This window comes from Pseudomonas prosekii, from assembly GCF_900105155.1.
GTDB lineage: Bacteria > Pseudomonadota > Gammaproteobacteria > Pseudomonadales > Pseudomonadaceae > Aquipseudomonas > Aquipseudomonas prosekii.
The window spans coordinates 410,270-424,045 of the sequence record NZ_LT629762.1; the positions used below are offsets into that span (position 1 = coordinate 410,270).

The window sequence follows — 13,776 nt, forward strand, 5'->3', positions numbered from 1 at the left end:
TCGCCCGTTAAACACTTTGAAAACCGCCGCAAACAATATTGATTATCATTTAGCCACAACTTTGTTCGTTACATTTGCCACAAAACAATATTGATGAAATGCCGGCTAATGCCCGGAGCGCATGGGTCGCAGGGCTGTGGAGGTACGCTATGTCCTTATTCCGCTAAATAATTTCGCCACAGGAATTTTACTTGCACGGTGTTGTGCCATAAAATCACCGCGATTGATTGCTGCGACATATCGTCACTGCTTTGTTTCTATCAAGCTCAGAGACCTTTGCTCTCTGTTAAGGATTACCAGCATGCCCGAAGCGACAGGACTCATGGCCCACAACTGGGGCTTTGCCATTTTCCTTCTGGGCGTCGTCGGCCTCTGCGCCTTCATGCTCGGCGTCTCCAGCCTCCTCGGGTCAAAAGCCTGGGGCCGCAGCAAAAACGAACCGTTCGAGTCCGGCATGCTACCTACAGGTGGCGCCCGCTTGCGGCTCTCAGCCAAATTCTATCTGGTCGCGATGCTCTTCGTGATCTTCGATATCGAAGCCCTATTTCTCTTTGCCTGGTCTGTGTCCGTCCGCGAAAGCGGCTGGACCGGATTCGTCGAAGCTCTCGTTTTCATAGCAATTCTGTTGGCAGGTCTTGTCTACCTGTTCCGAGTGGGCGCCCTTGACTGGGCTCCGGAAGCTCGTCGCAAGCGGCAGGCGAAGCTGAAACAATGAGGCTTTGGCAATGCAATACAATCTCACCAGGATCGACCCCGATGCTCCTAACGAGCAGTATCCGATTGGCGAACGGGAAACCGTTTCCGATCCGTTAGAAGATCAAGTTCACAAAAACATCTTCATGGGCAAGCTCGAAGACGTGCTTAACGGCACGATCAACTGGGGGCGCAAGAACTCCCTGTGGCCGTACAACTTCGGTCTTTCGTGCTGCTACGTGGAAATGACCACCGCCTTCACGGCGCCCCACGACATCGCGCGCTTTGGCGCCGAAGTTATCCGGGCATCGCCACGTCAGGCGGACTTCATGGTTATCGCCGGTACCTGCTTCATCAAGATGGCGCCGATCATTCAGCGTCTCTACGAGCAAATGCTCGAGCCTAAATGGGTTATTTCCATGGGTTCGTGCGCCAACTCCGGTGGCATGTACGACATCTACTCCGTCGTTCAAGGGGTGGACAAGTTCCTGCCCGTGGACGTCTACGTGCCTGGCTGCCCGCCCCGTCCGGAAGCTTTTCTGCAAGGCTTGATGCTCTTGCAAGAGTCGATTGGACAGGAGCGTCGTCCGCTTTCCTGGGTCGTCGGTGATCAAGGCGTGTATCGCGCCGAGATGCCTTCGCAAAAGGAACAGCGCCGCGAACAGCGAATCGCAGTCACCAACCTGCGCAGCCCCGACGAAGTCTGATCCAGCTCCCCTTCTTAAATAGAACGAGAACCTGGCTTCATTCTTTACGTTGACCGAAAGCGATAAATAACCATGACTACAGGCAGTGCTCTGTACATCCCGCCTTATAAGGCAGACGACCAGGATGTGGTCGTCGAACTGAACAACCGTTTTGGCCCCGAGGCGTTCACCGCCCAGCCGACCCGCACCGGCATGCCGGTGCTTTGGGTTGCCCGCGCCAAACTCGTCGAAGTCCTGACGTTCCTGCGCAACCTGCCCAAGCCGTACGTCATGCTCTATGACCTGCACGGCGTGGACGAGCGCCTGCGCACCAAGCGTCAAGGGCTGCCAAGCGGCGCCGACTTCACCGTGTTCTATCACCTGATGTCGATCGAACGTAACAGCGACGTGATGATCAAGGTCGCCTTGTCCGAGAGCGACCTCAGCCTGCCGACCGTTACCAGCATCTGGCCCAACGCCAACTGGTACGAGCGTGAAGTCTGGGACATGTACGGGATCGACTTCAAAGGTCACCCGCACCTGACCCGCATCATGATGCCGCCGACCTGGGAAGGTCACCCGCTGCGCAAGGACTTCCCGGCGCGCGCCACCGAATTCGATCCGTTCACCCTGACCCTCGCCAAGCAACAGCTTGAGGAAGAAGCCGCGCGCTTCAAGCCTGAAGACTGGGGCATGAAGCGTTCCGGGGCGAACGAGGACTACATGTTCCTCAACCTCGGCCCGAACCACCCTTCGGCGCACGGTGCATTCCGCATCATCCTGCAACTGGACGGTGAAGAAATCGTCGATTGCGTGCCGGACGTCGGTTACCACCACCGTGGTGCCGAGAAAATGGCAGAACGCCAGTCGTGGCACAGCTTCATCCCGTACACCGACCGTATCGACTACCTCGGCGGCGTGATGAACAACCTGCCCTACGTGCTCTCGGTCGAGAAGCTCGCTGGCATCAAGGTGCCCGAGAAGGTCGACGTCATCCGCATCATGATGGCCGAGTTCTTCCGGATCACCAGCCACCTGCTGTTCCTCGGGACGTACATCCAGGACGTCGGCGCCATGACTCCGGTGTTCTTCACCTTCACCGACCGCCAGAAGGCGTACACGGTGATCGAAGCCATCACCGGTTTCCGTCTGCACCCGGCCTGGTACCGCATCGGTGGCGTCGCCCACGACCTGCCGCGCGGCTGGGAAAAACTGGTTAAAGACTTCGTCGAATGGATGCCCAAGCGTCTGGACGAATACCAGAAAGCTGCGCTCGACAACAGCATCCTCAAGGGCCGGACCATCGGCGTCGCTGCCTACAACACCAAAGAAGCCCTGGAATGGGGCGTCACCGGTGCCGGCCTGCGTTCGACCGGTTGCGATTTCGACCTGCGTAAAGCGCGTCCATATTCCGGCTACGAGAACTTCGAATTCGAAGTGCCGCTGGCGGCCAACGGCGATGCCTACGACCGCTGCATTGTGCGTGTCGAAGAAATGCGCCAGAGCCTGAAAATCATCGAGCAGTGCATGCGTAACATGCCGGAAGGCCCGTACAAGGCGGATCACCCGCTGACCACGCCGCCGCCCAAAGAGCGCACGTTGCAGCACATCGAGACCTTGATCACACACTTCCTGCAAGTTTCGTGGGGCCCGGTCATGCCGGCCAACGAATCCTTCCAGATGATCGAAGCGACCAAGGGCATCAACAGTTATTACCTGACGAGCGATGGCGGCACCATGAGCTACCGCACCCGGATTCGTACCCCAAGCTTCCCGCACTTGCAGCAGATCCCTTCGGTGATCAAAGGCAGCATGGTCGCGGACTTGATCGCGTACCTGGGTAGTATCGATTTCGTTATGGCCGACGTGGACCGCTAAGCATGAACAGCACGCTTATCCAGACAGACCGTTTCACTTTGAGTGAAACCGAGCGCTCGGCCATCGAGCACGAGTTGCATCACTACGAAGACCCGCGCGCGGCGTCGATCGAAGCCCTGAAGATCGTCCAGAAGGAACGCGGCTGGGTGCCGGATGGCGCCCTGTACGCGATCGGCGAGATCCTCGGCATCCCGGCCAGCGACGTTGAAGGCGTGGCGACGTTCTACAGCCAGATCTTCCGTCAGCCGGTCGGCCGCCACATCATTCGCGTCTGCGACAGCATGGTCTGCTACATCGGCGGCCACGAGTCGGTGGTCAGCGAAATCCAGAGCAATCTGGGGATCGGCCTGGGTCAGACCACCGCCGATGGTCGTTTCACCCTGCTGCCGGTCTGCTGCCTCGGCAACTGCGACAAGGCGCCGGCGTTGATGATCGACGACGACACATTCGGTGACGTGCAGCCTGCTGGCGTCGCCCAATTGCTCGAGGGCTACGTATGACCCTGACTTCCTTCGGTCCTGCCAACCGCATCAAGCGTTCGGCCGAGACTCACCCGCTGACCTGGCGTCTGCGCGACGACGGCGAGGCCGTGTGGCTCGACGAATACCAGGCCAAGAACGGTTACGCCGCTGCGCGCAAAGCCTTCGCCGACATGGCCCAGGACGACATCGTCCAGACCGTGAAAGACGCCGGCCTCAAGGGTCGCGGCGGTGCAGGCTTCCCCACTGGCGTGAAGTGGGGCCTGATGCCCAAAGACGAATCCATCAACATCCGCTACCTGCTGTGCAACGCGGATGAAATGGAGCCGAACACCTGGAAAGACCGCATGCTGATGGAGCAACTGCCCCATCTGCTGATCGAAGGCATGCTGATCAGTGCCCGCGCGCTGAAAACCTACCGTGGCTACATCTTCCTGCGTGGCGAATACACCACCGCCGCCAAGCACCTCACCCGTGCCGTGGAAGAAGCCAAGTCTGCAGGCCTTTTGGGCAAGAACATCCTCGGTTCGGGTTTCGATTTCGAGCTGTTCGTCCACACCGGCGCCGGGCGTTACATCTGCGGTGAAGAAACCGCGCTGATCAACTCCCTCGAAGGCCGCCGCGCCAACCCGCGCTCCAAACCGCCCTTCCCTGCCGCCGTCGGCGTGTGGGGCAAGCCGACTTGCGTGAACAACGTTGAAACCCTGTGCAACGTGCCGGCGATCATTGCCGACGGCGTCGACTGGTACAAATCGTTGGCGCGTGAAGGCAGTGAAGACATGGGCACCAAGCTCATGGGCTTCTCCGGCAAGGTCAAGAACCCGGGCCTGTGGGAATTGCCATTCGGCGTCACCGGTCGCGAGTTGTTCGAAGACTACGCCGGCGGCATGCGCGACGGCTTCAAGCTCAAGTGCTGGCAGCCTGGCGGCGCCGGTACCGGTTTCCTGTTGCCGGAACACCTCGACGCGCAAATGTACGCCGGCGGCATCGCCAAAGTGGGCACCCGCATGGGTACCGGCCTGGCCATGGCGGTCGACGACAGCGTCAACATGGTGTCCTTGCTGCGCAACATGGAAGAGTTCTTTTCCCGCGAATCCTGTGGTTTCTGCACCCCGTGCCGCGACGGTTTGCCGTGGAGCGTCAAGCTGCTGCGCGCAATCGAAAACGGTGAAGGACAGGCCGGCGATATCGAGACCCTGCTGGGTCTGGTCGGTTTCCTCGGCCCGGGCAAGACCTTCTGTGCTCACGCACCGGGCGCCGTGGAGCCGTTGGGCAGCGCAATCAAATACTTCCGTTCAGAGTTCGAAGCCGGCATCGCGCCCACCAGCGCCGTCGTCCCGCCTCTGGCAAGGCCGATCGTAGTCGGCGCGTAAACGCTTAAAAAAACGAAGGGTCCGTGCCCTTCGTTTTCTCGTGTGATGACGCCGCAAGCGGCTGTGTTGATTCACTCGAATAACAAGATTCCATTAGCCACGCCCGCTGACACCGGGCCAACGAAGACCTTTGAACCATGGCCACTATCCACGTAGACGGCAACGAGCTCGAAGTCGATGGGGCAGACAACCTGTTACAGGCATGTCTGTCGCTAGGCCTCGATATCCCTTATTTCTGCTGGCACCCAGCCCTCGGCAGCGTTGGCGCTTGCCGCCAGTGCGCGGTCAAGCAGTACACCGACGCCAACGACACCCGTGGTCGGATCGTCATGTCCTGCATGACACCCGCCACTGACGGCAGCTGGATCTCCATCGAAGACGAAGAAGCGAAAGTGTTTCGCGCCAGCGTCGTCGAATGGCTGATGACCAACCACCCTCACGACTGCCCGGTCTGTGAAGAAGGCGGTCACTGCCACCTGCAAGACATGACGGTAATGACCGGCCACAACGAGCGCCGTTACCGCTTCACCAAGCGCACTCACCAGAACCAGCAACTGGGCCCGTTCATTTCCCACGAAATGAACCGCTGCATCGCTTGCTACCGCTGCGTGCGTTTCTATAAGGATTACGCCGGCGGCACCGACCTCGGTGTATTCGGCGCCCACGACAACGTGTACTTCGGTCGCGTTGAAGACGGCACCCTCGAAAGCGAGTTCTCCGGCAACCTCACCGAGGTCTGCCCGACCGGTGTGTTCACCGACAAGACTCACTCCGAGCGCTACAACCGCAAGTGGGACATGCAGTTCTCGCCGAGCATCTGCCATGGCTGCTCCAGCGGTTGCAACATTTCTCCGGGCGAGCGCTACGGTGAACTGCGTCGAATCGAAAACCGCTTCAACGGTTCGGTCAACCAGTACTTCCTGTGCGACCGTGGCCGTTTCGGCTACGGCTACGTCAACCGCGAAGACCGCCCGCGTCAGCCACTGCTGGCCAACGGCGCCAAGCTGAGCCTCGACGAAGCGCTGGATAAAGCGGCTGATCTGCTGCGTGGTCGCAACATCGTCGGTATCGGCTCGCCGCGCGCCAGCCTCGAAAGCAACTATGCGTTGCGCGAACTGGTCGGCGCCGAGCACTTCTACTCCGGCATCGAAGCCGCCGAGCTGGAACGTATTCGCCTGGTCCTGCAAGTCCTGAACGACAGCCCGCTGCCGGTTCCGAACATGCGCGACATCGAAGACCACGACGCGATCTTCGTCCTCGGCGAAGACCTGACCCAGACCGCTGCGCGCATGGCGTTGTCCTTGCGCCAATCGGTCAAGGGCAAGGCTGAAGACATGGCCGATGCGATGCGCGTCCAGCCGTGGCTCGACGCTGCGGTGAAAAACATCGGCCAGCACGAGCTGAACCCGCTGTTCATCGCCAGCCTCGCTGAAACCAAGCTCGACGACATCGCCGAAGAATGCGTGCACGCCGCGCCGGACGACCTCGCGCGCATCGGTTTCGCCGTGGCTCACGCCCTCGACGCCAGCGCGCCAGCGGTTGAAGGCCTGGATACTGAAGCCCTTGACCTGGCCCAGCGCATTGCCGACGCCCTGCTCGCGGCCAAGCGTCCGCTGATCATTGCCGGTACTTCGCTGGGTTCCAAAGCGCTGATCGAAGCCGCGGCGAACATCGCCAAAGCCTTGAAGCTGCGCGACAAGAACGGTTCCATCAGCCTGATCGTGCCAGAGGCCAACAGCCTCGGCCTGGCCATGCTCGGTGGCGACTCGGTCGACGACGCGCTGCAAGCAGTGATCGATGGCCGCGCCGACGCCCTCGTCGTGCTCGAAAACGATCTGTACACGCGCACTGACAAAGCCCTGGTCGATGCCGCCCTGAACGCTGCGAAAGTGTTGATCGTCGCCGACCATCAGAAGACCGCCACCAGCGATCGTGCGCACTTGGTGCTGCCCGCTGCCAGCTTTGCTGAAGGCGACGGCACCCTGGTCAGCCAGGAAGGTCGCGCCCAGCGCTTCTTCCAGGTCTTCGATCCGAAATACATGGACGCGAGCATTCTGGTGCACGAAGGCTGGCGCTGGCTGCATGCCCTGCGCGCGACCCTGCTGGACCAGCCAATCGACTGGACCCAACTGGACCACGTCACCGCAGCCGTCGCGGCGAGCCGGCCACAACTGGCGCGCATCGTCGATGCCGCTCCGTCCGCCGCGTTCCGCATCAAAGGCATGAAACTGGCGCGCGAACCGCTGCGTTACTCCGGGCGTACCGCCATGCGCGCTGACATCAGCGTGCACGAACCGCGTACTCCGCAGGACAACGACACCGCGTTCAACTTCTCGATGGAAGGTTACTCGGGCTCGGCCGAACCGCGTCAGCAAGTGCCATTCGCCTGGTCGCCGGGTTGGAACTCGCCGCAAGCCTGGAACAAGTTCCAGGACGAAGTCGGTGGTCACATCCGCGCTGGCGACCCGGGCACCCGCCTGATCGAAAGCACCGGTGATTCGCTGAACTGGTTCGCCAGTGCTCCGCGCGCGTTCAACCCGGCGCCGGGAACCTGGCAAGTGGTGCCGTTCTTCCACCTGCTCGGCAGTGAAGAGACCTCGGCAAAAGCCGCACCGGTTCAGGAACGCATTCCGGCGCCTTACGTTGCTTTGGCCAAATCTGAAGCCGATCGTCTTGGCGTCAATGACGGTGCCCTGCTCAGCTTCAATGTTGCCGGCCAGACCCTGCGTCTGCCGCTGCGCATCAACGAAGAACTCGGTGCCGGCCTGGTGGCCTTGCCGGCAGGTATCGCCGGCATTCCAGCGGCGATCTTTGGCAAAACCGTTGACGGTCTGCAGGAGGCAGCTCAATGACCTGGTTCACGCCTGAAGTGATTGACGTGATCATCGCGGTCCTCAAGGCCATCGTGATTCTGCTCGCCGTGGTGGTGTGCGGCGCGCTGCTGAGCTGGGTCGAGCGTCGTCTGCTCGCCCTCTGGCAGGATCGTTACGGTCCGAACCGTGTCGGCCCGTTCGGCGCGTTCCAGATCGCTGCCGACATGATCAAGATGTTCTTCAAGGAAGACTGGACGCCGCCGTTCGCCGACAAGATGATCTTCACCCTGGCACCGGTAGTCGCCATGAGCGCCCTGCTGATTGCCTTCGCGATCATCCCGATCACCCCGACCTGGGGCGTCGCGGACATCAACATCGGCATCCTGTTTTTCTTCGCCATGGCCGGTCTTTCGGTGTACGCGGTGTTGTTCGCCGGTTGGTCGAGCAACAACAAGTTCGCCCTGCTGGGCAGCTTGCGGGCCTCGGCACAAACCGTGTCGTACGAAGTGTTCATGGGCCTGTCGCTGATGGGCATCGTGATTCAGGTCGGCTCGTTCAACATGCGCGACATCGTTGAATATCAAGCGCAGAACCTGTGGTTCATCATTCCGCAGATCTTCGGTTTCCTGACCTTCTTCATCGCTGGCGTCGCCGTGACTCACCGTCACCCGTTCGACCAGCCGGAAGCGGAACAGGAACTGGCCGACGGTTACCACATTGAATATGCCGGCATGAAATGGGGCATGTTCTTCGTTGGCGAGTACATCGGCATCGTGTTGATTTCGGCGTTGCTGGTGACCTTGTTCTTCGGTGGCTGGCACGGCCCGTTCGGCATTCTGCCGCAGATCCCGTTCATCTGGTTCGCGCTCAAGACCGCGTTCTTCATCATGATCTTCATCCTGTTGCGCGCCTCGATTCCGCGCCCACGGTATGACCAAGTGATGGATTTCAGCTGGAAGTTCTGCCTGCCGCTGACCCTCGTCAACATGCTGGTGACCGCTGCGATCGTGTTGCTCAACACGCCCGCCGTCGCGGCTCAGTGAGGATAGAGAATCATGAAGTACATATTTGACATCGTGCATGGCTTCTTCACCCAGCTTCGCAGCCTGGTGATGATCTTCGGCCATGCCTTCCGCAAGCGTGACACGCTGCAGTACCCGGAAGAGCAGGTCTACCTGCCGCCGCGCTACCGTGGCCGGATCGTCCTGACTCGCGACCCGGATGGCGAAGAGCGTTGTGTAGCCTGCAACCTGTGCGCCGTGGCTTGCCCGGTCGGTTGCATTTCGCTGCAGAAAGCCGAAACCGAAGACGGTCGCTGGTACCCGGACTTCTTCCGCATCAACTTCTCGCGCTGCATCTTTTGCGGCCTCTGCGAGGAAGCCTGCCCGACCACCGCGATCCAGCTGACACCGGATTTCGAGATGGCCGAGTTCAAACGTCAGGACCTGGTTTACGAGAAAGAAGATCTGCTGATCTCCGGCCCCGGCAAAAACCCTGATTACAACTTCTATCGTGTTGCAGGTATGGCGATTGCCGGGAAGCCGAAAGGCGCCGCGCAGAATGAAGCCGAACCGATCAACGTGAAGAGCTTGCTGCCTTAAGGAAGAAAGATGGAATTCGCTTTCTATTTCGCATCGGGTATCGCTGTGGTGTCCACGCTTCGCGTGATCACCAACACCAACCCTGTGCACGCCCTGCTCTACCTGATCATTTCGCTGATTGCCGTGGCGATGACGTTTTTCGCCCTCGGCGCACCGTTTGCCGGTGTGCTGGAAGTGATCGCCTACGCTGGCGCCATCATGGTGCTGTTCGTGTTCGTGGTGATGATGCTGAACCTTGGCCCAGCCTCGGTTCAGCAGGAACGCGTGTGGCTCAAGCCCGGCATCTGGATCGGCCCGGTAGTGCTCGGCGCGCTGCTGCTGGCGGAACTGCTGTACGTATTGTTCAGCGATGCCAGCGGTCAGGCCATCGGCCACACCACCGTAGACGCGAAAGCCGTGGGCATCAGCCTGTTCGGCCCGTACCTGCTGGTGGTCGAACTCGCCTCGATGTTGCTGCTTGCCGCAGCGGTCACGGCGTTCCACTTGGGCCGTAACGAAGCCAAGGAGCAATGACGATGCCTGCTATCCCTCTGGAGCATGGTCTGGCGGTCGCCGGCATCCTGTTCTGCCTCGGTCTGGTCGGCCTGATGGTCCGGCGCAACATTCTTTTCGTGCTGATGAGCCTGGAGGTGATGATGAATGCCTCCGCGTTGGCGTTCATCGTTGCCGGTGCCCGTTGGGGTCAGCCGGATGGACAGATCATGTTCATCCTGGTGATCAGCCTCGCGGCCGCCGAGGCCAGTATTGGCCTGGCGATTCTGTTGCAGCTGTACCGCCGCTTCCACACTCTCGATATCGACGCTGCCAGCGAGATGCGCGGATGAATCTTCTCTATCTGACTTTCGTATTCCCTCTCATCGGTTTCCTGTTGCTGTCGTTCTCACGCGGCCGCTTCTCGGAAAACCTGTCGGCGCTGATTGGCGTCGGTTCCATCGGCCTGTCTGCCATCGTCACCGCTTACGTGATCTGGCAATTCAACGTCGCCCCGCCAGAAGGCGGTCACTACACCCAGGTGTTGTGGCAGTGGATGGCGGTTGAAGGCTTTACGCCGAACTTCGCGCTGTACCTGGATGGCCTGTCGGTGACCATGCTTGGCGTGGTGGTGGGCGTTGGTTTCCTGATTCACCTGTTCGCGTCCTGGTACATGCGCGGTGAAGACGGTTACTCGCGCTTCTTCGCGTACACCAACCTGTTTATCGCCAGCATGCTGTTCCTGATCCTCGGCGATAACCTGTTGTTCCTGTACTTCGGCTGGGAAGGCGTGGGCCTGTGCTCGTACCTGTTGATCGGTTTCTACTACAGCAACCGCAACAACGGTAACGCCGCACTCAAAGCCTTTATCGTCACCCGCATCGGCGACGTGTTCATGGCCATCGGCCTGTTCATTCTGTTCCAGCAACTGGGCACGCTGAACGTCCAGGAACTGCTGGTGCTGGCGCCGCAGAAATTCCAGGTCGGCGACTTCTGGATTGTCTTGGCGACGCTGATGCTGCTGGGTGGCGCTGTTGGTAAATCCGCGCAACTGCCGCTGCAAACCTGGCTGGCGGATGCGATGGCCGGTCCTACCCCGGTTTCGGCACTGATCCACGCCGCAACCATGGTGACCGCAGGCGTTTACCTGATCGCCCGTACCCACGGTCTGTTTGCCTTGGCGCCGGACATCCTGCACCTCGTCGGCATCGTTGGCGGCGTGACCCTGGTGCTGGCCGGTTTTGCCGCACTGGTGCAAACCGACATCAAACGTATCCTCGCCTACTCGACCATGAGCCAGATCGGCTACATGTTCCTGGCGCTGGGCGTCGGTGCCTGGGATGGCGCGATTTTCCACCTGATGACTCACGCGTTCTTCAAGGCGCTGCTGTTCCTTGCTTCCGGTGCGGTGATCGTTGCCTGCCACCACGAGCAGAACATCTTCAAGATGGGCGGCCTGTGGAAGAAACTGCCACTGGCCTACGCCAGCTTCATCGTCGGCGGCGCGGCTCTGTCGGCCCTGCCACTGGTGACTGCAGGCTTCTACTCCAAGGACGAAATCCTCTGGGAAGCGTTCGCCAGCGGCAACCACGCTCTGCTTTACGCAGGTCTGGTCGGCGCGTTCATGACTTCGCTGTACACCTTCCGCCTGATCTTCATCGCGTTCCACGGTGAAGCGAAGACCGAAGCGCACGCCGGTCATGGCATCGCCCACTGGCTGCCACTGTCGGTGCTGATCGTACTGTCGACTTTCGTCGGCGCGATGATCGTGCCACCGCTGCACGGCGTGTTGCCGCAAAGCGTCGGCCATGCCGGCGGCGAAGCCAAGCACAGTCTGGAAATCGCTTCGGGCGCCATCGCCCTGGCGGGTATCCTGCTGGCCGCGCTGCTGTTCCTCGGCAAGCGTCGTTTCGTCACGGCAATCGCCAACAGCGGCATCGGCCGCTTCCTTTCGGCCTGGTGGTTCGCTGCCTGGGGCTTCGACTGGATCTACGACAAACTGTTCGTCAAGCCATACCTTGCGATCAGCCACGTACTGCGCAAAGACCCGCTCGATCAGACCATCGGTTTGATCCCACGGATGGCCAAGGGTGGTCACACCGCCCTCAGCCGTACCGAAACCGGTCAACTGCGCTGGTACGCGGCATCGATGGCAGCCGGCTCCGTGCTGGTCATCGGCGCCATCGTGCTGGTAGCGGTCTGAATATGAACCTTGCGAACTTGCGAAAGGAATTGAGCCCGTCATGATTCTGCCTTGGCTAATCCTGATCCCCTTCATCGGCGGCCTGCTGTGCTGGATGGGTGAGCGCTTCGGCGCTACCCTCCCGCGCTGGATTGCGCTGTTGACCATGACCCTGGAACTCGCACTCGGCCTCTGGCTGTGGGCCCACGGTGATTATTCATTTGCTCCGGCGCCTGGCGCCGATCCGACCTGGGCGCTTGAGTTCAAGCACATCTGGATCCAGCGCTTCGGCATCAGCGTGCACCTGGCGCTGGATGGCCTGTCGCTGCTGATGATCCTGCTGACCGGTCTGCTGGGTATCCTCTCGGTACTCTGCTCGTGGAAAGAGATCCAGCGTCACGTCGGTTTCTTCCACTTGAACCTGATGTGGATCCTGGGCGGTGTCGTCGGCGTGTTCCTCGCCCTCGACCTGTTCATGTTCTTCTTCTTCTGGGAAATGATGCTGGTGCCGATGTACTTCCTCATCGCGCTCTGGGGTCACAGTTCTTCGGACGGCAAGAAGACCCGGATCTACGCGGCGACCAAGTTCTTCATCTTCACCCAGGCCTCCGGCCTGATCATGTTGGTGGCGATCCTCGGTCTGGTGCTGGTCAACTTCAACAGCACCGGCGTGATCACCTTCAACTACGCCGACCTGCTGAAAACCAAGATGTCGCTCACCACCGAGTACATCCTGATGCTCGGCTTCTTTATCGCGTTCGCGGTGAAGCTGCCGGTCGTGCCGTTCCACTCCTGGTTGCCTGATGCTCACGCCCAGGCGCCAACCGCAGGTTCGGTCGACCTCGCCGGTATCTTGCTGAAAACCGCTGCCTACGGCCTGCTGCGTTTTGCCCTGCCGCTGTTCCCGAATGCCTCGGCCGAGTTTGCGCCGATTGCCATGACCCTCGGTCTGATCGGGATTTTCTACGGCGCGTTCCTCGCATTCGCACAAACCGACATCAAGCGTTTGATCGCCTTCTCGTCCGTTTCCCACATGGGTTTCGTACTGATCGGCATCTACTCCGGCAGCCAACTGGCGCTGCAGGGCGCGGTGATGCAGATGCTGGCGCACGGTGTTTCCGCCGCCGCACTGTTTATCCTCAGCGGTCAGTTGTACGAGCGCACCCACACTCGCGACATGCGTCAGATGGGTGGCTTGTGGTCGAAGATCGCTTACCTGCCGGCCATCAGCCTGTTCTTCGCGGCCGCGTCCTTGGGCTTGCCGGGCACTGGTAACTTTGTCGGTGAGTTCCTGATCCTGCTCGGCTCCTTCGCCGCAGCGCCATGGATCACCGCGATTGCAACGTCCGGCCTGGTGTTCGGTTCGGTCTACTCGCTGATCATGATTCACCGCGCCTACTTCGGCCCGTCCAAGTCGGACGCGGTGTTGCATGGCATGGATGCTCGCGAACTGATCATGGTGGTCGGTCTGGCGGTACTGCTGATCTACATCGGCGTGTACCCGCAGCCGTTCCTCGACACTTCTGCCGCGACGATGCATGGCGTGCAGCAGTGGCTCGGTACCGCCTTCACTCAACTCGCTTCGGCCCGGTAAGAGCGC

At 60.4% G+C, this 13,776-nt stretch carries 12 protein-coding genes; all 12 read left to right on the forward strand.

Annotation, left to right across the window (positions count from 1 at the left end; translation table 11 throughout):
* Window positions 1–301 precede the first annotated feature (301 nt).
* Window positions 302–715 (forward strand): NADH-quinone oxidoreductase subunit A, encoded by a 414-nt coding sequence (locus BLU01_RS01925; RefSeq protein ID WP_003223812.1) that lies wholly within the window; start codon window positions 302–304, stop codon window positions 713–715.
* 10 nt (window positions 716–725) lie between these two features.
* Complete coding sequence (locus BLU01_RS01930) at window positions 726–1,400, forward strand: NuoB/complex I 20 kDa subunit family protein (protein ID WP_008146035.1); 675 nt, start codon at window positions 726–728, stop codon at window positions 1,398–1,400.
* Window positions 1,401–1,472: 72 nt separating this feature from the next.
* Window positions 1,473–3,257, forward strand: coding sequence for an NADH-quinone oxidoreductase subunit C/D (gene nuoC / locus BLU01_RS01935; protein ID WP_092270080.1), 1,785 nt, complete (start codon window positions 1,473–1,475; stop codon window positions 3,255–3,257).
* A 2-nt stretch (window positions 3,258–3,259) separates the two neighbouring features.
* Window positions 3,260–3,757, forward strand: a complete 498-nt coding sequence (gene nuoE / locus BLU01_RS01940) for an NADH-quinone oxidoreductase subunit NuoE (protein ID WP_092270083.1) — start codon at window positions 3,260–3,262, stop codon at window positions 3,755–3,757.
* On the forward strand, window positions 3,754–5,109 hold the full coding sequence (gene nuoF, locus BLU01_RS01945; protein ID WP_092270086.1) for an NADH-quinone oxidoreductase subunit NuoF: 1,356 nt from the start codon (window positions 3,754–3,756) through the stop codon (window positions 5,107–5,109). The genes nuoE and nuoF overlap by 4 nt, the downstream gene beginning before the upstream one ends.
* A 137-nt stretch (window positions 5,110–5,246) precedes the next feature.
* Entirely contained in the window at window positions 5,247–7,961 is a 2,715-nt protein-coding gene (gene nuoG, locus BLU01_RS01950; RefSeq protein ID WP_092270090.1) for an NADH-quinone oxidoreductase subunit NuoG, read from the forward strand.
* The gene (gene nuoH / locus BLU01_RS01955; RefSeq protein ID WP_028623953.1) at window positions 7,958–8,965 is read left to right on the forward strand and encodes an NADH-quinone oxidoreductase subunit NuoH; all 1,008 of its coding nucleotides are present in this window, start codon (window positions 7,958–7,960) and stop codon (window positions 8,963–8,965) included. The genes nuoG and nuoH overlap by 4 nt, the downstream gene beginning before the upstream one ends.
* A gap of 12 nt (window positions 8,966–8,977) precedes the next feature.
* Window positions 8,978–9,523: an NADH-quinone oxidoreductase subunit NuoI gene (gene nuoI / locus BLU01_RS01960; protein WP_178076584.1), complete on the forward strand. Its 546-nt coding sequence runs from the start codon at window positions 8,978–8,980 to the stop codon at window positions 9,521–9,523.
* Between the two features lie 9 nt (window positions 9,524–9,532).
* Complete coding sequence (gene nuoJ, locus BLU01_RS01965) at window positions 9,533–10,036, forward strand: NADH-quinone oxidoreductase subunit J (RefSeq protein ID WP_092270096.1); 504 nt, start codon at window positions 9,533–9,535, stop codon at window positions 10,034–10,036.
* A gap of 2 nt (window positions 10,037–10,038) precedes the next feature.
* Window positions 10,039–10,347, forward strand: coding sequence for an NADH-quinone oxidoreductase subunit NuoK (gene nuoK, locus BLU01_RS01970; protein ID WP_003223790.1), 309 nt, complete (start codon window positions 10,039–10,041; stop codon window positions 10,345–10,347).
* The gene (gene nuoL, locus BLU01_RS01975; protein ID WP_092270100.1) at window positions 10,344–12,197 is read left to right on the forward strand and encodes an NADH-quinone oxidoreductase subunit L; all 1,854 of its coding nucleotides are present in this window, start codon (window positions 10,344–10,346) and stop codon (window positions 12,195–12,197) included. The genes nuoK and nuoL overlap by 4 nt, the downstream gene beginning before the upstream one ends.
* 40 nt (window positions 12,198–12,237) lie before the next feature.
* Window positions 12,238–13,770 (forward strand): NADH-quinone oxidoreductase subunit M, encoded by a 1,533-nt coding sequence (gene nuoM, locus BLU01_RS01980; protein WP_092270103.1) that lies wholly within the window; start codon window positions 12,238–12,240, stop codon window positions 13,768–13,770.
* The last annotated feature ends 6 nt before the right edge of the window (window positions 13,771–13,776 follow it).